16 protein-coding genes and 1 pseudogene are annotated in these 18,421 nt (G+C 71.4%); 10 read left to right on the forward strand and 7 right to left on the reverse strand.

What is annotated here, in order from left to right; genetic code table 11:
- The first annotated feature begins 13 nt into the window (after nt 1-13).
- Entirely contained in the window at nt 14-352 is a 339-nt protein-coding gene (locus ACIGXW_RS20910; protein WP_399574382.1) for a deoxyxylulose-5-phosphate synthase, read from the forward strand.
- Between the two features lie 4 nt (nt 353-356).
- Here the strand turns inward: ACIGXW_RS20910 and ACIGXW_RS20915 are convergent, their stop codons facing one another.
- The 5 genes and pseudogenes from ACIGXW_RS20915 to ACIGXW_RS20935 all read right to left on the reverse strand — a co-directional run bounded on the left by ACIGXW_RS20915 (nt 357) and on the right by ACIGXW_RS20935 (nt 7,121).
- Nucleotides 357-1,085 (reverse strand): aspartate/glutamate racemase family protein, encoded by a 729-nt coding sequence (locus ACIGXW_RS20915; protein ID WP_399574384.1) that lies wholly within the window; start codon nt 1,083-1,085, stop codon nt 357-359.
- A 136-nt stretch (nt 1,086-1,221) separates the two neighbouring features.
- On the reverse strand, nt 1,222-3,660 hold the full coding sequence (locus ACIGXW_RS20920; RefSeq protein WP_399574385.1) for a galactose oxidase-like domain-containing protein: 2,439 nt from the start codon (nt 3,658-3,660) through the stop codon (nt 1,222-1,224).
- Nucleotides 3,661-3,664: 4 nt separating this feature from the next.
- Nucleotides 3,665-4,156 (reverse strand): annotated as a pseudogene (locus ACIGXW_RS20925) (GtrA family protein); the annotation flags it as partial.
- 80 nt (nt 4,157-4,236) lie between these two features.
- Nucleotides 4,237-5,868, reverse strand: a complete 1,632-nt coding sequence (locus ACIGXW_RS20930; RefSeq protein ID WP_399574387.1) for an ArnT family glycosyltransferase — start codon at nt 5,866-5,868, stop codon at nt 4,237-4,239.
- A complete protein-coding gene (locus ACIGXW_RS20935; RefSeq protein ID WP_399574388.1) occupies nt 5,865-7,121 on the reverse strand; it encodes a glycosyltransferase in 1,257 nt (418 codons plus the stop codon). The genes ACIGXW_RS20930 and ACIGXW_RS20935 overlap by 4 nt, the downstream gene beginning before the upstream one ends.
- Nucleotides 7,122-7,432: 311 nt before the next feature.
- Here ACIGXW_RS20935 and ACIGXW_RS20940 point away from each other — a divergent pair, with 311 nt between their 5' ends.
- The 3 genes from ACIGXW_RS20940 to ACIGXW_RS20950 all read left to right on the forward strand — a co-directional run bounded on the left by ACIGXW_RS20940 (nt 7,433) and on the right by ACIGXW_RS20950 (nt 9,295).
- Nucleotides 7,433-7,942 carry a hypothetical protein gene (locus ACIGXW_RS20940; RefSeq protein WP_399574389.1) on the forward strand — a complete coding sequence of 170 codons (510 nt, stop codon included), beginning with the start codon at nt 7,433-7,435 and terminating at the stop codon, nt 7,940-7,942.
- 79 nt (nt 7,943-8,021) lie between these two features.
- Nucleotides 8,022-8,378, forward strand: a complete 357-nt coding sequence (locus ACIGXW_RS20945; RefSeq protein WP_399574391.1) for a histidine triad nucleotide-binding protein — start codon at nt 8,022-8,024, stop codon at nt 8,376-8,378.
- Between the two features lie 5 nt (nt 8,379-8,383).
- Complete coding sequence (locus ACIGXW_RS20950) at nt 8,384-9,295, forward strand: ribonuclease Z (RefSeq protein WP_360914726.1); 912 nt, start codon at nt 8,384-8,386, stop codon at nt 9,293-9,295.
- A gap of 21 nt (nt 9,296-9,316) precedes the next feature.
- Here the strand turns inward: ACIGXW_RS20950 and ACIGXW_RS20955 are convergent, their stop codons facing one another.
- Nucleotides 9,317-10,114, reverse strand: a complete 798-nt coding sequence (locus ACIGXW_RS20955; protein WP_399574392.1) for an HAD family acid phosphatase — start codon at nt 10,112-10,114, stop codon at nt 9,317-9,319.
- 152 nt (nt 10,115-10,266) lie between these two features.
- On the opposite strand from ACIGXW_RS20955, the gene ACIGXW_RS20960 reads away from it, so the two are divergent.
- Entirely contained in the window at nt 10,267-11,352 is a 1,086-nt protein-coding gene (locus ACIGXW_RS20960) for an S-(hydroxymethyl)mycothiol dehydrogenase (protein ID WP_360914733.1), read from the forward strand.
- A 3-nt stretch (nt 11,353-11,355) separates the two neighbouring features.
- On the opposite strand, the gene ACIGXW_RS20965 is transcribed toward ACIGXW_RS20960, so the two are convergent.
- Nucleotides 11,356-12,687, reverse strand: coding sequence for a 6-phospho-beta-glucosidase (locus tag ACIGXW_RS20965; protein ID WP_399574393.1), 1,332 nt, complete (start codon nt 12,685-12,687; stop codon nt 11,356-11,358).
- Nucleotides 12,688-12,765: 78 nt separating this feature from the next.
- Here ACIGXW_RS20965 and ACIGXW_RS20970 point away from each other — a divergent pair, with 78 nt between their 5' ends.
- From ACIGXW_RS20970 to ACIGXW_RS20990, 5 genes are all read left to right on the forward strand, one after another.
- Entirely contained in the window at nt 12,766-13,923 is a 1,158-nt protein-coding gene (locus ACIGXW_RS20970; RefSeq protein ID WP_399574394.1) for a carbohydrate kinase family protein, read from the forward strand.
- Between the two features lie 106 nt (nt 13,924-14,029).
- On the forward strand, nt 14,030-16,105 hold the full coding sequence (locus ACIGXW_RS20975) for a PhoH family protein (RefSeq protein ID WP_399574395.1): 2,076 nt from the start codon (nt 14,030-14,032) through the stop codon (nt 16,103-16,105).
- A 12-nt stretch (nt 16,106-16,117) separates the two neighbouring features.
- Nucleotides 16,118-16,615, forward strand: a complete 498-nt coding sequence (ybeY, locus tag ACIGXW_RS20980) for an rRNA maturation RNase YbeY (RefSeq protein WP_229358006.1) — start codon at nt 16,118-16,120, stop codon at nt 16,613-16,615.
- On the forward strand, nt 16,612-17,922 hold the full coding sequence (locus ACIGXW_RS20985) for a hemolysin family protein (protein ID WP_399574396.1): 1,311 nt from the start codon (nt 16,612-16,614) through the stop codon (nt 17,920-17,922). Before ybeY ends, ACIGXW_RS20985 begins: the two co-directional genes overlap by 4 nt.
- Before the next feature lie 51 nt (nt 17,923-17,973).
- The gene (locus ACIGXW_RS20990; protein WP_399574397.1) at nt 17,974-18,417 is read left to right on the forward strand and encodes a DoxX family membrane protein; all 444 of its coding nucleotides are present in this window, start codon (nt 17,974-17,976) and stop codon (nt 18,415-18,417) included.
- The last annotated feature ends 4 nt before the right edge of the window (nt 18,418-18,421 follow it).

Here is an 18,421-nt window from a genome sequence, read left to right on the forward strand (position 1 = left end):
TTAGCCTCGGCGCATGCCTCCCGCCAAGTCCGCGTACGTCTGCCTGCCCTGCCGGGCCTCCTACAAGCAGCCCAGTCACGGCCGCTACAACCGGGTGCGCACCTGTCCGCGGTGTGCCGGGTCGCTGATCCACGTCGGGTCCGCGTTCGCGCCGCCACGCCGGCGGGACGTCGCCGGCTGGCGGGCGCTGTCGGTGCTGCTGCACGCCGGGGTGCGCTTCCACAAGGACTGCTGCTTCGGCGGCCCCGGCTACCGGCCGCGCACGCTCAGGGAGGTGCGGGAGCGGCTGGCGTACGCCCGCGCCACGGGCGAGCCGTTCGACCGGGCTCTGGTGCGGCGCGAGCTGCCGTAGGCGGTCAGGGGGCGACCGGGCCTCCGCGCCAGGACGGGAGCTCCGCGCGGCCCACGGCCACGTCGAACGCGGCGCCGGCCAGGAGGCGGGTCGAGTCGAGCGTGGGGAGGGGGGAGACGTCCGGGGTCACCAGAAGGGGGATCTCGGTGCAGACCAGGGCCACCGCGTCGCAGCCGCGACCGGCCAGGCCGGCGATGATGCGTACGTACTCCCGGCGCGAGCTCTCGGAGAGGATGCCGTTGAGCAGCTCCTCGAAGATGACGTCGTTGACGATCCGGCGGTCGGCCGCGTCCGGCACTTCCGCCGCGATGCCGCGACGGGCGAGCGCCTCGGGGTAGACCGGGCCGTCCATCAGGTACTTCGTGCCCAGCACGGCCACGCGCTTACGGCCCTCGCGGGCTGCCTGGGCGGCGACGACCTCGGCGATGTGCAGGCCCGGGATGGCCAGGGCGGGGCCGGGGCGTTCGAATGCCATGTGGGCGGTGTTGTCGGGGCAGACGAAGAAGTCCGCGCCCGCGCGGGCCAGCCGGTCGGCGCTCTCGGCCAACGTGGCGCGGATCGTGTCGTGGTCGCCCGCGTCCCACGCGGGCATGCTGCGGGCCAGCGCGATGAAGTCGAGGGTGACGTCGGGGTGTTCGTGGGGGCCGAGCTCGGCGAAGCCCTGCCGGCAGAAGGTGCGGAAGCACAGGGCGGCCCCTTCCGCGCTGTGCGCGAGAATGCCCAGGTGTTTCACGGTGGCTCCAGTGATCCAGAAGCGGTCGGAACACGCATGATCCCACCGCGAGGCCGGGCGGCACGAACGCACGTGCCCCCGCGCCCGGTTCGGACGCGGGGGCACGGATGCACTGGGTGCCTGCCTTCAGGCCTTCTCAGTCACACGCCCGGCCGTTCCGGTCCGGGTCCAGCTTCAGCGGATCGTCCTTGCCGTTCAGCCGCAGCGCCTTGTAGTCGTGCGCCGTGAGCCACTCGCACCGGGCCGCCGTCGTCGCCGCGACCGTCTTCGGGAAGACCGTCGGAACGCACACGTTCTCCGCCCCGTAGTGGCGGTCGCAGCCCGCGATCTGCGGGGAGACGGGGTGGGACTTCTTCGCCGGCTCCGGGACGGACGCCTTCGCGTCGTGCCGCATCTTGCCCGCGAAGTCGTGCACCATCGGGGTGGCCAGGGCCTCCGGGCCGCCCAGGTGGACCCAGGAGGCCACCGACGGGACGCCGGCCGCGTCGACGGCGAAGAGCATGTACCAGCCCGGCGGCGCCAGGTTGGGGTTGCTCGTCACGTTGAGGTCGATCGTGGTGCCGTCCGCGCCGACCGTCATCGGCAGGTCGACGAAGCGCTGGTTCGGGTCGGAGGAGTGCGTCACCGCCGCCGGGCGGATCAGCTCGGCCTTGACCACCGGACGGTCCACCGTCACGCGCTGCGTGCTGGCGTACTGCCACTTGTTGTTCGCCACCGACGTGATCTGCGGCCGCGCCCCCTTGTAGAGGTACGGCGGCGTGTAGATCGACACGTGGTCGTCGAACGTGCCGTTGCCGGGGTTGTCGCCCACCGCCATCACCCGGCCGTCGGGCAGCAGGAAGGCCGAGGAGTGGTACGTGCGCGGGATCGGGTCCGTCGCCAGACCCGGCTGGAAGGTGTTGGTCTGCGGGTTGAAGAAGCTCGCCTCGTACACCGGGTCCGCCCGGTCGTGGAGGCCGCCGCCGGTCTCCAGGACCTTGCCGTCGGGCATCAGCACCGCCGAGACGTACATCTTGCCCTGCCCGCCGGTCTGCGGCTTGGGCCCCTGGCCCTGGTCGACCGTGCCCTGCGGCAGCAGCGGAGCGGGCTTGTAGACGGGGTTGGGCTGCTTGAGGTCGATGAGGTCCGTGAGGCGGCTCGCCTCCGGGTTGCGGTTGACGTTGCCGCCGCCCATGGTCAGCACGCGCTGGTCCTGCGCGGGCGGGAGCAGCACGCTCATCGACTGGTCGCGGTTGTCCTTGTCCTGCAGCCCCGGCACGTCGGTGATCTTGTTGGCGCCGTAGTCGTAGACCGACGCGCCCGTGCCGGGCGTGCCGTCGCCGAAGACGTGGCTGCCGGAGTAGAAGAGCCGGCCGTCCTGCATGAGGATCATGGACGGGTACAGGCCCCAGTACGACCAGGTCTGGTTGACCTCGTTGCGCGGCAGCCACTTCTGCTGCGCCTGCGAGAACTTCTCGGCGGTGACGCTGCCGGTCGAGTCCTCCTTGAGGCCGCCGAAGCTGATGACGTCGCCGTTGCCGAGGATCGTCGCCGAGGGGTACCAGTGGCCCTCGTTCATGTCGTTGGTCTTGACGTACTTCTCCGCCGCCGGGTCGAAGATGTAGCTGTCCTTGAAGCCCTCGTAGCCGTGGCTGCCGTCGGCCGCCGGATAGGCCTTGTTGCCGCTCATGATGAGGACGCGGCCGTCGGAGAGCTGCACATGGCCGGCGCAGAACATGTCGACCGGGGTCGGGATCGTCTTCGTGGTGCCGGTCTTCGGGTCGTAGACCGCAGACGTGAAGGTGCCGGCCTTGAACATGTCGGGGTCGTTGCCGGAGCCGGCGACCAGCAGCACCTTGCCGTTGTGCAGGACGACCGAGTGCATGCTGCGCACCGGGTTCTTGAACGGCATCACCGCCCAGGTGCCCTTGGTGCAGGCGTCACCGGCGGTGCAGGTGTCGCCGACCGCGGGCTGGGTGGCGTCCTCCATGTCGTAGTCGTCGGAGACGACCGTGCCCGTGCCGTGGACGGAGACGCCCCAGGTGATCTGGTCGGTGCCGGGCGGGACGACGGGCGTACGGACGGAGGCGCGCGTGTAGTCGGCGCTGACCGGCAGCGTCTTCAGGTCGGTCCAGTACTGCCAGCCGGCCTTCACGTCGTGGCGGAAGACGGTGATGGTCGCGTCCGGGGTGGTGCTCTTGTACCAGAGCGAGAGGTCGTACTGATGGGCCGGCGTCACGTTCGGCGCGCAGGAGGTGTCCTCGACCATCAGGGCCTTGCGGTCGCCGTCGACGCGGCGCGTGACGGAGACGGACAGGGCCTTGCCGCCGCTGTGCGCCTGGTCGGTCGTGGTGACCGTGAAGTCGTTGTCGCCCCAGCCGGACTTCTCCCAGCAGGTCGGCAGGGCGTCGGAGGACCGTACGGACTCGAAGCCGGGGTTGACGACCATGTTCGAGCCGGCCTCCGCCGGGCCGGGCGCGGCCAGCAGCAGTCCGAAGGACGCGCTCGAGGCCAGGAGCAGCGCCGCGGCCGCCCGGGTGCGTCTCCTGCGTCCGGGGATACGGGTGCGTCTGCCCGTGGTGACTCTCAATGCCATGCCATCACTTGTCCCTTCCTTGACGGCGGTCTCGGCGGTGTGCGCCTCCGCCGCGGCTCGGGCGGAGGCGGCGCCGGGGGCGCGGCAGATACACCAGCGCCTCGGTGGCGGCGTAGCGCAGGACGAACGTGGTGAGCAGCGCGAGCGCGGTCGCGGGCAGGACGCCCAGGCCGAGGCCGCCGACGAACAGGGCGATGAGCGGGATGCGCAGCACCAGGTCGGCGTTGGCCAGGAGGGCGACGCGGGCGAGGCGGTCCGCCCAGTGGCGGTGGCCGCGTCGGTGGCGGAAGAGCAACGTCTCGGTGAGGGCGAAGTTCCATACGACGCCGAACTGGTTGGCGACGACCTCGGCCGGGAGGTAGTGCAGGCCCGCGCCGGTCAGCACCTTCAGCCCGAGGAGGTTCGGCAGGAATCCCGTCAGGCCGATGAGGCCGAAGGCGACCATGCGGGCTAGGGGCGAGGACGTGGGCACGGATGCCAGGGTGCGGGCCGTGCGGCGGCGGATGCCGGAAGGGCCCGGGGGCGCGGTGGCCCCCGGGCGGGGTAACGGCTCGGTGGCCGTGGTCTCGCTGCCCGTCACCGGGCGCCGGCCCTGATCCGGCGGATCTCGATCCGGTCCGGGCCCTCGCCGAAGGAGGCCACGGCCTCGGAGTTCTCCAGCGCGGCCTTCACCAGCGGCAGCGTCGTGGCGTCACGGCGGACGGTCGGCGAGGAGACCACGTAGTCCACGTCGCGCCAGCCCCTCGGCATGGTCGTGCTGACCGCGGGGTCGAGGTCGGCCTTGTAGAACCAGACGGCTCCGGTGCCGGGCCGGTAGCCGGCGTGCACGAGGTCGAGCCAGATCCCGTCGTCGGCCAGGACGCGCGTACGGGCCGGGTCGGCGACGTTGCCCCGGTCGCCCAGCCATTCGGCGGCCGAGCGGTAGGGGGCGTTGGCGTCGACGGTCAGGGCCGCGCGGTTGCCGTCGTACCAGCGCGGTACGACGAGCACGGCGGCCGCCACGGCCAGCAGGGCGACCGCCGAGCGGCGCAGCGCCCGCCGGCGGGGCCCCTGGCCCGGGCGGGCGCGCAGCAGGGCGCCGGCCACGGAGGCGGCCACGCCCGCGAGGGCCAGTGCGAGGAAGGGCAGGACCTGGATGACGTACATCGCCGGCAGATAGCCCGAGGGGCGCAGCGCGACCAGCGCGAGGATCACGGCCGCGGCGGTGGGGCCGGCCAGGGCCCGGCCCGTGCGGGACCAGCGGGCGGCGGCGAGCAGTACCACCGCGGCGGTCAGTCCGCACAGCGGCAGGACGCGGTCGTAGTACAGCCAGGAGTGCAGCACGCCGTGCGAGCCGGACCCGGGGTCGAGCACGAAGCCCGAACCGGGTCGGCTCATCTGGTATTTGATGCCGTCGATCAGGGACACATGGCCGGGGCCGGGGAAGAGCTCGTGGTTGAGCAGGGCGAACAGCGGATACGCCAGGCCGATCAGCCCGCAGGCGGTGACCGCGCCCGTCACGGCGAACTTGCGGGTGTCACGGTGGCTGTGCCGCCACATGGTCAGCAGCAGGGCGGGCAGGATGACGAGCATCGTCTCCTTGGACAGCACGGCGACGGCCGCCGCCAGCCCGGCCCCGAAGTGGTGCCACAGGTGCCGCCGGGGGGAGGCGGCCAGGCAGAAGGCCAGCAGGATCCACATCACGGCGATGTTGTCGAGGAAGATCTCCCGCTGCAGGACCACCGCCAGCGGGGAGAGCCCGAACAGGGCCATGGCCAGCCCCGCCGCCCAGCGCTGCAGCCCCAGCCGGCGCCCGAGCACGTACACCAGCACCGCGCTGACGGCCGAGATCAGCAGCATCGCGCAGCGCATGGGGGCGACCGACATCGCGTCGGGGGACAGGGCCGCCGGTATCCAGGTGACCAGGGCCAACTGGATCCAGCCCAGCGGCGGGTGGTCGTACCAGTAGGTGTAGTGGGCCAGGCCCCTGCCCTCCTGGACGGCCCACGCCTGGGCGAGGTAGGTGCCCTCGTCGTCGCTCAGGGCCGGGAAGCCGGTGATGTTCCAGCCCTGCACCAGCAGGATCGCCGCCAGCAGAGCCCCGCACACCAGCAGGTCCGGGCGGGAGCCGCGCAGGCGCAGGACGGGTCTGAGGGGGCCGGGGGAGACGGGTGCCGGGCGCCGGACGGCGGGCGGGGCCGCCTCGGCGGTGGGGAGTGTCGCGGTCACGAAGTGACGTCCTCTCGGGTGAGGTGCGCGCCGACGTGTCGGGTGAGCTCCCAGTCGCTGCGGCCCCGCTGCTCCCGCCAGACCGCGCGGACCGCGGCCCCGGCGAGCATCAGCTGGTAGAAGGGGCCGCCGAGGATGAGCTTGAGGTAGTGGACGAACCGCACGCGCAGGCCGTACTGCGTGCCGAAGTCGTGCAGTCCGACGATCTCGAACATGAAGGTGACCAGCATGGTGACGGCCGGCAGGAAGGTCACCACGGCGACGCCGGCGGGGACGTCGAGGAAGAGCGCTATCGCTATGTTCAGCGGGATGATCAGACCGGTGAAGGCCTGGAAGAAGGGCGTCATCAGGGTGTAGCGGGCGAGCAGGCGCTGGGCGACGGTGGGCAGTTGCCGCCAGTCCTTCTTGCGGTAGACCTGCAGGAAGCCCTGGTTCCAGCGCGTGCGCTGCTTGAGCAGGCTCATCAGGGTGCCGGGGGTCTCCTCGCGGGTGACCATCTCCGAGTCGTAGGCGACGACGACGCGCTTGCCCCGGCTGGAGAGCCGCACGCCCAGGTCGCAGTCCTCGGCCAGGCACTCCGGGTCCCAGCCGTCGGCCTCGCGCAGCACGTCGGTGCGGACGAAGACGGTGTTGCCGCCCAGGGGGATGAAACCTTTCTCCGCATGGAGGTGGAGGCGGCTGCGGAACCAGAAGAAGTACTCCAGGCAGTTGCGCAGGCTGTACCAGCTGGAGTGGAAGTTGATCAGCTGGACGCCGCCCTGCACCACGTCCGCGCCGGTCGCCCGGAAGGCGTGGTCGACGTGGGTGAGCAGCTCGGGGTGGACCTGGTCCTCGGCGTCGAAGACGCCGACGACCTCGCCCAGGCAGTGAGGGAGCGCGGTATTGAGGGCCTTGGGCTTGTTCTTCTTCTCGTGGGTGTCCACGATCACCCGCACCCGGTCCGGGTCGGCGGCCGCCACCTTCTCGGCGACCCCGGCGGTCTCCGGGTCGTCGTGGCCGACGATGACGAGGACCTCGAAGCGCCCGTGCGTGGATGTCAGCAGCCGGGTGACGGTGTGCTCCAGCACGGCCTGCTCGTGCCGGGCGGGCACCAGCAGCGAGAAGGACAGGGCGCCGTCGTCGCCGGCCGGCTCGAAGCGGGTGCCCGCGAGCGTCTCGGGCGTGCGCCAGGCGTGCATCTGCCACCACAGCGTGAAGCCCGCCATCCAGAAGAGGGCGAGCGAGACGGCGCAGACGAAGACGGAAGCGAGCAAAGAAGTCCCCCCTGAAAAGCGCCACGAAAGCGCCGTGGCATCGCTTGGATCTTCCCCCTCACGCGCCTCCCCGGGCGCGTGTGTGTCTCCCTGCGGGAGAGAGTAAGGGGGGAAGGTGAAACTCGGGTGCGGAAACGATAAATCCTGTGTTTCCGAACGAACTCGGAGTTGATCCTGTCATGTTGGCACAGACCATTCCGGCGGACGGGGGCGGAGCGGCGGCCGACGGAGCGTCAGCTCGTGGCCCACGGGCGTTCTTCCGCACGGCCCGGGCCGGTGGGAGACTCGCCGTCATGGGTGCGTTGGGGCGCATGCGTGTCCGTCCCCGGGTGCGGTACGCGGCGGGTGCCGCGGCCCTCGCCGGGGCGGCAGTGATGGCGCTCGCCGGCTGCGACCCGGCCGGCGGGCTCGATTCGGCGACCGTCGCCGTCACCACACAGCGGCAGGCCAGTGGGGCGCTCGAGCACGAGGGCGTCAAGGTGGCCTGGCTGAAGTGCACGGGCAAGGCCGAGGGCGGCGGCAAGGACGCGAGCGGCGCCACCCAGCCGGTATACGCCGTCGGCGTCGACTGCGAGGGGCGCACCGAGAACGGCAAGAAGATCATCGTCTTCGGCCGGGTCACCGGCATCAGCGGCCAGGCGTGCGTGCGCGGCCTGCTGACCGCCAAGGTCGACGGCAGGACGGTCTTCTCCGTGAGCGTCCTCGGCGACTGCTCCCGCACGGGCGGCGGCACGCCCCCGAGCCCGCCGTCGAAGCCCACCTCCTCCGCAGACTGCACCGACAAGCCCGGCGATCAGGGCCACCACCAGCAGGGCAAGTAGCGGGGAGGGTCGCCACGGCCGTACGGACGGACCGGTAACATCCGGACCGTACGAGCCGACGACCCGGGAGGAGCCACCGGTGGCGGGAGAACCGCAGGCCGACTGCCTGTTCTGCAAGATCGCGGCAGGGGAGGTGCCCGCGACGGTCGTCAAGGAGACCGGGACGACCCTCGCCTTCCGCGACATCAACCCCCAGGCGCCCGTGCACTGCCTGGTGATCCCCAAGGTGCACTACCCCGACGCCGCCTCCCTCGCGGCCGCCGAGCCGCAGATCGCCGCCGACGTGCTGCGCGAGGCCGGCGAGGTCGCCCTGCAGGAGAACGGGGACCAGGGCTTCCGCATCGTCTTCAACACCGGCGCCGGCGCCGGGCAGACCGTCTTCCACGCGCACGCCCACGTCCTCGGCGGCCGCGGCTTCAACTGGCCGCCCGGCTAAGCCCTATGTCCGTACGCGAACTCGTCGTCCTCGGCACCGCCAGCCAGGTACCCACCCGGCACCGCAACCACAACGGCTACGTCCTGCTCTGGGACGGCGAGGGCCTGCTCTTCGACCCCGGAGAGGGCACCCAGCGGCAGATGCTGCGCGCCGGGGTGGCCGCCCATGACCTCAACCGGATCTGCGTCACGCACTTCCATGGCGACCACTCCCTCGGCCTGGCCGGGGTGATCCAGCGCATCAACCTCGACCGGGTGCCGCACCGGGTCACCGCGCACTACCCGGCCAGCGGGCAGCGCTTCTTCGAACGGCTGCGGTACGCCACGGCCTACCGCGAGACGGTCAAGCTGGTCCAGGAGCCCGTGGCCGGCACCGGCGCGGTCCTCGCCGACACCAAGGCGTTCGTCCTCGAGGCGCGCAAACTCTCGCACCCCGTCGAGTCCTACGGCTACCGCCTGATCGAACCCGACGGGCGGCGCATGCTGCCCGAGCTGCTGGCCGCGCACGGCATCAGCGGACCGGACGTGGGCCGGCTGCAGCGCGAGGGCTCCGTCGGCGGCGTCACCCTGGACGAGGTGAGCGAGGTCCGGCGCGGACAGCGGTTCGCGTTCGTCATGGACACCCGGCTGTGCGAGGGCGTCGACGCCCTCGCCGAGGGCTGCGACATGCTCGTCATCGAGTCGACCTTCCTCGACGAGGACGAGTCCCTCGCCACCGAGCACGGCCATCTGACGGCGGGCCAGGCCGGCCGGGTCGCGGCGCGGGCGGGCGTGCGGCACCTGGTGCTCACGCACTTCTCGCAGCGCTACGACGACCCGTCCGTCTTCGAGCGCCAGGCCCGGGCGGCCGGCTTCGACGGAGAGCTGACCGTCGCCCGGGACCTGATGCGCGTCCCGCTGCCGAAGCGGCGGGCGTAGGGCCTTAAGGGCCCCAGGGCCTTACGGCAGGTAGTACATCGGGTTCGGCAGCTTGTAGGTGCGGTCGGCGTAGCCGCCCTGCAGGTCGCTGTGCTGGTCGCCGAAGTTGGCGACGATGTCGTAGCCACGGGACTCGATGTACTTGCGGGTGCCCGACTTGTACTCGACGGTGGTGCACTTCGCGCCGCACGCGAGGTAGGCGGGCGGGTTCTGCTTGTTCTTCAGGAAGAAGTGCGCCGTGTCGGCGACGGGCTTGTAGCCGACGTTCTTGAGGTTGCGGGCGCTCCACTCGCGCTGGTGCTCGCCGCGGCCGGTGACGTAGAAGACCTCGATGCCCTTGGACTTCGCCCAGTTGACGAGCTGGGGCATGCCGAAGACGGGCGCCATGTCGGTGGACTTCAGATAGGCGTCCTGCGACTCGGGCGTGAAGTGGAAGCCCACCTGGAGCTCGTAGTTGTAGGTCAGCAGCGTGGTGTCGTCCAGGTCGAGGACGATGGCCGGCTTGGCGTCCTTCTTGCCGTGGGCCTGGTTCTTGACGACCTTCTCGAGGTGGGCCTTGGCCTTCTTCTCGATGTCGGCGACCTGCTTGGCGTAGTTGCTGTCCGGCGACGCGTAGTGCTGGCCGTTCTTGTCGACGGTGTCGCCGTAGAACGCCTTGATCTTCTCCTGGACCTGCGTGAGGTTCGGGATCTCCTTGTCCGTGCGGGGCACCGCGTGGTCGGCGGTGGCCGCGCCCGCGGTGTAGAGGCCGGCGCCGACGGCGAGGGCGGCGGTGGCGGCGGCGATGCGCACGCGGGTGGACTTCAGGGAGAGCGACACTTTAGTGACTCCTGGGTAACAAGGAAGGTGCAGCGCGAAGCTAAGGCGCTCGACACGTGCCGGTCAAGGGTCCTCTACGCGCGGAGAAAGATCCTTGGGCGTACCGTGACCATGTCGGACATCGCAGCGACGAGAAGGGTGGGGCGCTGACCATGGCGCAGGAAGTACGCGGAGTCATCGCACCGGGCAAGAACGAGCCGGTCCGGGTGGAGACCATCCTGGTGCCGGACCCGGGACCGGGCGAGGCCGTGGTGAAGGTCCAGGCGTGCGGCGTCTGCCACACCGACCTGCACTACAAGCAGGGCGGCATCAACGACGACTTCCCCTTCCTCCTCGGCCACGAGGCGGCGGGCGTGGTGGAGGCCGTCGGCGAGGGCGTGAGCGAGGTGGCCCCCGGCGACTTCGTCGTCCTCAACTGGCGGGCCGTCTGCGGCCAGTGCCGCTCCTGCCTGCGCGGTCGTCCGCAGTACTGCTTCAACACGCACAACGCGAAGCAGAAGATGACGCTCGCCGACGGCACCGAGCTCTCGCCGGCCCTGGGCATCGGCGCGTTCGCCGAGAAGACCCTCGTCGCGGCCGGCCAGTGCACCAAGGTCGACCCCGGCGTCTCCCCGGCGGTGGCCGGACTGCTCGGCTGCGGCGTCATGGCGGGCATCGGCGCCGCGATCAACACCGGCCAGGTCGGGCGCGGCGACTCCGTCGCCGTCATCGGCTGCGGCGGCGTCGGCGACGCGGCGATCGCCGGCTCCCGGCTCGCGGGCGCGGCCCGGATCATCGCCGTCGACATCGACGACCGCAAGCTCGAGACCGCCCTGCGCATGGGCGCCACCCACACCGTCAACTCCCGCTCGACCGACCCCGTCGAGGCCATCCGCGAGCTGACCGGCGGCTTCGGCGCGGACGTCGTCATCGAGGCGGTCGGCCGCCCCGAGACGTACGAGCAGGCGTTCTACGCCCGCGACCTGGCCGGCACGGTCGTCCTGGTCGGCGTGCCCACCCCCGACATGAAGCTGGAGCTGCCGCTCCTGGACGTCTTCGGCCGCGGCGGCGCCCTCAAGTCCTCCTGGTACGGCGACTGCCTGCCCTCGCGCGACTTCCCCATGCTCATCGACCTGCACCAGCAGGGGCGGCTCGACCTCGGCGCGTTCGTCACGGAGACGATCGGGCTGGGCGACGTGGAGAAGGCGTTCGAGCGCATGCACGCGGGCGACGTGCTGCGCTCGGTGGTCGTCTTCTGATCGTCAGCTGCGCGCCCCCTGGGCCCGGGCGAGGATGCGGGCCGCGACCGCCGGGGAGTCGACCAGGGGGTGCAGCGCGAGCGCGCGCAGCGCGGCGTCGTGGTCCTCGTGGACGGCCGCCTGGATCGTGGCCCGCTCGACGGCCTTGAGCTGCAGCATCAGCCCCAGCTGGTCCTCACGCAGGGGCGCGCACGGCATCGGGCGCGCCCCCTTGGCGTCCACCACGCACACCGTCTCGATGATCGCGTCGGCGCTCAGCGCCGGCACGGTCGTGCCGTTGCGGACGTTGAGGATCAGCCGGGCGCCCTCGTTCGCGGCCACCCCGCGCATGAAGGCCAGCGCCACCCGTTCGTAGCCGCCGCCGTCCAGGTCGCAGCTGTCGCGCTGCCAGCCGCCGGAAGCGGCCCGGCTCGCGGCCCCGTAGGTCTCCTCGCGCTGCAGCCGGGTCCGCTCCCACAGTTCGTACGAACGGTGCGGCGCGGCCGCCGCCTCGGCGAAGAAGTCGTTCTGCTGCTGGTCGAGGAACTCCCCGCGCGTCTCCGTGGCCTCCTGCACCGAGCGGAGCGTCTCGCGGCGGAAGTAGTAGTAGTGCAGGTATTCGTTGGGCAGCGCGCCCAGGGCCCGCAGCCACTCGCCGCCGAAGAGCTTGCCCTCCTCGAGCGTGCGCAGGGCCTCGTCGTCCTGCAGCAGGCGCGGCAGCAGGTCCTCGCCGTCGAGGGTCAAGGAGCGCAGCCACCCCAAATGATTGAGGCCCACGTAGTCGTAGATCACTCTTTCCGGGTCGGCGTGCACCGCCTGCGCGGCCCGCCGCGCCAGGCCCACCGGCGAGTCGCAGATGCCGATCACCCGTTCGCCCAGCACGGCGGACATCGCCTCGGTCACCAGCCCCGCGGGGTTGGTGAAGTTGATGACCCACGCGTTGGGGGCGAGCGCCGCGACCCGCTCCGCGATCTCGAGTGCGACCAGCACCGTACGGAGCCCGTACAGCACCCCGCCCGCGCCGACCGTCTCCTGCCCCAACACGCCCTCGCTCAGCGGGATCCGTTCGTCCAGCACCCGCCCGGCGGTGCCGCCCACCCGGATCGCGGAGAAGACGAAGTCGGTGTCCTCCAGGGCCCGGTCCAGGTCGTCGGCGATGCGCACGGCAGGGGCGCCCGGCACCCCGGCGGCCTGCGCGGCCAGCACCGACGCGATCACTCTCAACCGCTTCGAGTCGGTGTCGTACAGCACGAGTTCCGTACAGCGTCCCGGTGCCTCGCGCCGGGCGTCGTCCAACAGGGCCCGGTGCACGAGAGGCACGCGAAAGCCGCCGCCGCCGAGAATCGTCAGCCTCATAGTCCGGAACGTACCGCAGGATCGGGCAGACTGTCCGGACCCGCACCCGTGCACCCCTGAGAGGAGCAACGAGCGAGCATGTCGGTCTCTTCGTCGCACGTGACACCGCAGGCAGGCAGCCAGGGCAAGCGCGTCCGGGACGAGCGGTTCGAGGGCGCGGCGCCGGTCCTCGACCCCCTCGCCGAGGTCCGCCGCGAGGGCGACCCGGCGACCGACGTCTATCTGACCGGACCGGTCTTCCTCGACATCATCTTCACCGGCCTGGACTCGGCCCCCGTGCGCGGCACCGAGTCCTGGGCGCGCGGCATGGGCTCCAGCCCCGGCGGCATCGCCAACATGGCCACCGCCCTGGCCCGGCTGGGCCTGCGCACCTCGCTGGCCGCGGCCTTCGGCGACGACATGTACGGCGAATACTGCTGGGAGGCGCTCTCGCGCGGCGAGGGCATCGACCTGAGCCTGTCGCGCACCGTGCCCGGCTGGCACTCCCCGGTCACCGTCTCCATGGCCTACGAGGGCGAGCGGACGATGGTCTCCCACGGGCACGAGGCCCCGCCCCCGGAGGAGCCCGCCCCCGAGTGCCCGCCCGCCGCCCGCGCCTGCGTGGCCCTGCTCGTACCGGGCCGCCAGGAGGAGTGGATCGGACGGGCGGCCCGCCGGGGCAGCCGGGTCTTCGCCGACGTCGGCTGGGACGACACCGGCCGCTGGGACCCCGCCGACCTGGCCGACCTCGAGCACTGCGAGGCGTTCCTGCCCAACGCCGAGGAGGCCATGCGCTACACCCGCACCGACTGCCCCCGCGCCGCCGCCCGGGCCCTGGCGGACAAGGTGCCGCTGGCCGTGGTGACGATGGGGGAGCGGGGCGCCTACGCCGTGGACGGGCGCACCGGCGAGAGCGCCGAGGTCCCCGCCATCGTCGTCGAGGCCCTCGACCCGACCGGCGCCGGGGACGTCTTCGTGGCCGGCTTCGTCACCGGCACCCTCGCCGGCTGGCCGCTCGCGGACCGGCTCGCCTTCGCCGGGCTGACCTCGGCCCTGTCCGTGCAGGAATTCGGGGGCTCGCTCTCCGCGCCCGGCTGGGTGGAGATCGCCGCCTGGTGGCAGCACGTGAAGTCCTTCGACGACCAGTCCCGGGCCACCCTGCGCCGCTACGCCTTCCTCGACGGCCTGCTGCCCGCCGCCTGCCGCCCCTGGCCGCTGCGCCGGGCCGTGCCCACGCTGGGATTCCGCCGTCCGTAAAAGCCTTCGGGCTCCCGGGGACACCGTCGTACCCTTGGTATTCCAAGGTTCTTCGGATGCAGGAACGCAGGAAAGAAGGGGATGAGCAGGCCTTCAGAGCCGGCCCATGACTCAGACACCCACACGACCGCAGGCGACCACCCGGTTCACCGTCCCGGCCAAGCACCCCATGGTGACGGTCCTGGGCTCCGGGGACTCGCTCCTGCGGGTCATCGAGAACGCCTTCCCCTCGACGGACATCCACGTACGGGGAAATGAGGTCAGCGCGACGGGCGACGAGCGGGAAGTGGCCCTCGTCCAGCGCCTCTTCGCCGAAATGATGCTGGTGCTCCGCACGGGGGCGCCGATGACGGAGGACGCGGTGGAACGCTCGATCGCCATGCTCAAGGACGAGGAGAAGGGGGCCGAGACCCCCGCCGAGGTCCTCACCCAGAACATCCTCTCCAGCCGCGGCCGCACCATCCGCCCCAAGACGCTCAACCAGAAGCGCTACGTCGACGCGATCGACAAGCACACGGTCGTCTTCGGCATCGGCCCCGCCGGCACCGGCAAGACCTATCTGGCCATGGCCAAGGCGGTCCAGGCCCTGCAGTCCAAGCAGGTCAACCGGATCATCCTGACCCGGCCCGCCGTCGAGGCCGGCGAGCGGCTGGGCTTCCTGCCCGGCACGCTCTACGAGAAGATCGACCCGTATCTGCGGCCGCTCTACGACGCGCTGCACGACATGCTCGACCCCGACTCCATCCCGCGCCTGATGGCCGCCGGGACGATCGAGGTCGCGCCGCTGGCGTACATGCGGGGACGTAGCCAGCCCATCTTTACGAACGTCCTGACGCCGGACGGCTGGCGCCCCATTGGTGACCTCCAGGTCGGTGATCTCGTCGTTGGCTCGAACGGCGAGCCGACTCCGGTCCTCGGCGTCTATCCGCAGGGCGAGAGGGACATCTACCGTGTCACGGCCCAGGACGGCTCTTGGACCTTGTGCTGCGGCGAGCACCTGTGGACCGTCCGTACGGCCTCGGACAAGCGCCGGAACAAGCCATGGCGGGTCATGGAGACCCAGGAGATGATTGGCAACCTGCGTGCCGCGCAGTCCCGGCGGTACGAGCTGCCGATGCTGACCGCGCCGGTGTGTTTCCCGGAGCGGGAGGTCCCCATGGACCCCTATGCCCTCGGCCTGCTGCTCGGTGACGGGTGCCTGACCGGCTCCACGACCCCCTCGTTCGCCACCGCCGACCCCGAACTCGCGGTGGCGCTGGAGGACGCCCTGCCCGGCATCGAGGCCCGCTGGAAGGGCCGTGTCGACTACACGTTGAACCGGGTGAAGCAGCCGGGTGACGTGGTCACCCTGGAGAACCCGGTCACCGGGATGCTCCGCACCCTGGACCTGCTCGGCACCCGTTCGCACTCGAAGGTCATTCCGGACGACTACCTGCGCAACTCGGCCGACGTACGCCTGGCCGTTCTTCAGGGCTTGCTCGACGCCGATGGCGGCCCCGTCACGCAGTCCGGCCGCACCTGCCGCATCCAGTACACGACGACCTCGATCCTGCTCCGCGACGACGTCATCGAGCTGGTCCAGTCGCTGGGCGGAGTGGCGTACAGCCGTCGCCGGGCGGCCGAGGGCCGGACTCCGGGGAGGGCGAACGGCCGCGAGGTCAGCCACCGCCGCGACGCCCACATCGTCGACATCCGCCTTCCCGAAGGCGTCGAGCCCTTCCGCCTCGCCCGCAAGCGCGACACGTACCGCGCCGCCGGAGGCGGCGGCCGCCCGATGCGCTTCATCGACAGCATCGAGCCGGCGGGCCGTGAGGAGACCGTCTGTATCCAGGTCGCGGCCGAGGACTCGCTGTACGTCACGCAGGACTACCTGCTGACGCACAACACCCTCAACGACGCGTTCATCATTCTCGACGAGGCGCAGAACACCAGCCCCGAGCAGATGAAGATGTTCCTCACCCGGCTCGGCTTCGACTCCAAGATCGTGATCACGGGTGACATCACCCAGGTCGACCTGCCCGGCGGCACCAAGAGCGGCCTGCGCCAGGTGCGGGAGATCCTCGAGGGCGTCCAGGACGTCCACTTCTCCATGCTCACCAGCCAGGACGTCGTCCGGCACAAGCTGGTCGGCCGTATTGTCGACGCGTACGAGCAGTACGACAGCCGCAGCAACGGAAAGTAACCCCCGGTAATCATGTCAATCGACGTCAACAACGAATCCGGCACGGAGGTCGACGAGCAGGCGATCCTCGATGTCGCCCGCTACGCCCTCACCCGGATGCGTATCCATCCGCTCTCCGAACTCTCGGTCATCGTTGTCGACGCCGATGCCATGGAGCAGCTCCACATCCAGTGGATGGACCTCCCCGGGCCCACCGACGTGATGTCCTTCCCCATGGACGAGCTGCGCCCGCCGGCCAAGGACGACGACGAGCCGCCGCAGGGCCTCCTCGGCGACATCGTCCTGTGCCCCGAGGTCGCCAAGAAGCAGGGCGAGGAGGCCCCGACCGGCCACTCCATGGACGAGGAGCTCCAGCTCCTGACCGTCCACGGCGTCCTCCACCTCCTCGGCTACGACCACGAGGAGCCCGACGAGAAGGCCGAGATGTTCGGCCTCCAGGCCGCGATCATCGACGGCTGGCGCGCCGAGCGCGGCATCGAGGGGCCCTCGCCGGCCCCCACCTTCACGTGACCGGCCGGCTGATCGCCGCCGCGGTCCTGCTGATCGTCGTCGCCTGGCTCGCCGCCTGCGCCGAGGCCGGCCTCGCCCGGACCACCAGGTTCCGGGCCGAGGAGGCCGTACGGGCGGGGCGGCGGGGCAGCGCCCGGCTCATGGCCGTCGCCGCCGACCCCACCCGCTACCTCAACCTGGCGCTGCTGGTGCGCGTCGCCTGCGAAATGGCGGCGGGCGTCTTCGTCACCTACGTCTGCCTGGAGGAGTTCGACGCCACCTGGCAGGCGCTGACGGTCGCCGTGGGCGTGATGGTCCTCGTCTCGTACGTGGCCGTCGGCGTCTCCCCGCGCACCATCGGCCGGCAGCATCCGCTGGGCACCGCCACCGCGGCGGCGTACGTCCTGCTGCCGCTCGCCCGGATCATGGGCCCGGTGCCCCGGCTGCTGATCCTCCTCGGCAACGCCCTCACCCCCGGCAAGGGCTTCCGCATGGGCCCCTTCGCCTCCGAGGCGGAGCTGCGGGCCATGGTCGACCTGGCGGAGAAGGAGTCGCTGATCGAGGACGAGGAGCGCCGCATGGTGCACTCCGTCTTCGAGCTCGGCGACACCCTCGTCCGCGAGGTGATGGTGCCCCGGACGGACCTCGTCGTCATAGAGCGCGGCAAGACCATCCGCCAGGCCCTCACCCTCGCCCTGCGCTCCGGCTTCTCCCGCATCCCGGTGACCGGCGAGAACGAGGACGACGTGGTGGGCATCGTCTACCTCAAGGACCTCGTCCGCAAGACGCACATCAGCCGTGACGCCGAGTCCGAGCTGGTCTCGACGGCCATGCGGCCGGCGGTCTTCGTCCCCGACACCAAGAACGCGGGCGACCTGCTGCGCGAGATGCAGCAGCAGCGCAACCACTGCGCCGTCGTCATCGACGAGTACGGCGGCACGGCGGGCATCGTCACGATCGAGGACATCCTCGAGGAGATCGTCGGCGAGATCACCGACGAGTACGACCGCGAGCTGCCGCCCGTCGAGGAGCTCGGCGACGGCCGCTACCGGGTCACGGCCCGCCTCGACATCGGCGACCTGGGCCAGCTGTACGGCCTGGAGGAGTTCGACGACGAGGACGTCGAGACCGTCGGCGGCCTGCTCGCCAAGTCCCTGGGCCGGGTGCCGATCGCCGGTGCGACGGCCGACGTCGAGCTCACCGAGCGGGGCAAGGACCCGGACCTGACCGCCCTGCGGCTGACCGCCGAGGCCGCGGCGGGGCGGCGCAACCGCATCGTCACCGTGCTGGTCGAGCCGGTGCGGGCCGGGGCCGACCCGGCGGAGTGAATGTCCCCGGCGCCGGGGTTCCCCCCGGCGCCGGCCGGGAACGTACGCCAGGTGGCAGTAGTCAGAAGGATCGCCCGTCCCCTGCTGGCCTCGGCGTTCGTCAGCAGCGGCCTGCGGACCGTCCAGCACCCCGAGGCGCTGGCGGCCACGGCCGCGCCCGTGGCGCTCGCCATCGCGCAGTGGGTGCCGGGGCTGCCGCGGGACGCGCGAGCGCTGGTGCGCCTGAACGGCGCCGTGCACCTGGGGGCCGGCACGCTGCTCGCCTTCGGCATCCTGCCCCGCGCGTGTGCTCTGGCGCTGGCGGCCAGCCTGGTGCCGACGACCCTGGCGGGTCACGCGTACTGGGCGGAGGAGGATCCGGGCAAGCGGATGCAGCACCGGGTGGCCTTTTTCAGCAACATGTCGATTCTGGGTGGGCTGCTGATCGCTGTCGCGGACCGGCCACGTAGGGGGCGGCGCCGTCGCGGCTGCGGGCGTGGGGGGATGTGCCCCTGACCCG

The organism is Streptomyces sp. NPDC053079 (assembly GCF_044546695.1).
Taxonomy (GTDB): domain Bacteria; phylum Actinomycetota; class Actinomycetes; order Streptomycetales; family Streptomycetaceae; genus Streptomyces.

Bases quoted from the DNA above. Each gene is read 5' to 3' on its own strand.
- ACIGXW_RS20910 (WP_399574382.1), top strand. From the start codon at position 14: ATGCCTCCCGCCAAGTCCGCGTACGTCTGCCTGCCCTGCCGGGCCTCC.
- ACIGXW_RS20920 (WP_399574385.1), bottom strand. From the start codon at position 3,660: ATGGCATTGAGAGTCACCACGGGCAGACGCACCCGTATCCCCGGACGC.
- ACIGXW_RS20940 (WP_399574389.1), top strand. From the start codon at position 7,433: ATGCGTGTCCGTCCCCGGGTGCGGTACGCGGCGGGTGCCGCGGCCCTC.
- ACIGXW_RS20950 (WP_360914726.1), top strand. From the start codon at position 8,384: ATGTCCGTACGCGAACTCGTCGTCCTCGGCACCGCCAGCCAGGTACCC.
- ACIGXW_RS20960 (WP_360914733.1), top strand. From the start codon at position 10,267: ATGGCGCAGGAAGTACGCGGAGTCATCGCACCGGGCAAGAACGAGCCG.
- ACIGXW_RS20965 (WP_399574393.1), bottom strand. From the start codon at position 12,687: ATGAGGCTGACGATTCTCGGCGGCGGCGGCTTTCGCGTGCCTCTCGTG.
- ACIGXW_RS20970 (WP_399574394.1), top strand. From the start codon at position 12,766: ATGTCGGTCTCTTCGTCGCACGTGACACCGCAGGCAGGCAGCCAGGGC.
- ACIGXW_RS20975 (WP_399574395.1), top strand. From the start codon at position 14,030: ATGACTCAGACACCCACACGACCGCAGGCGACCACCCGGTTCACCGTC.
- ybeY (WP_229358006.1), top strand. From the start codon at position 16,118: ATGTCAATCGACGTCAACAACGAATCCGGCACGGAGGTCGACGAGCAG.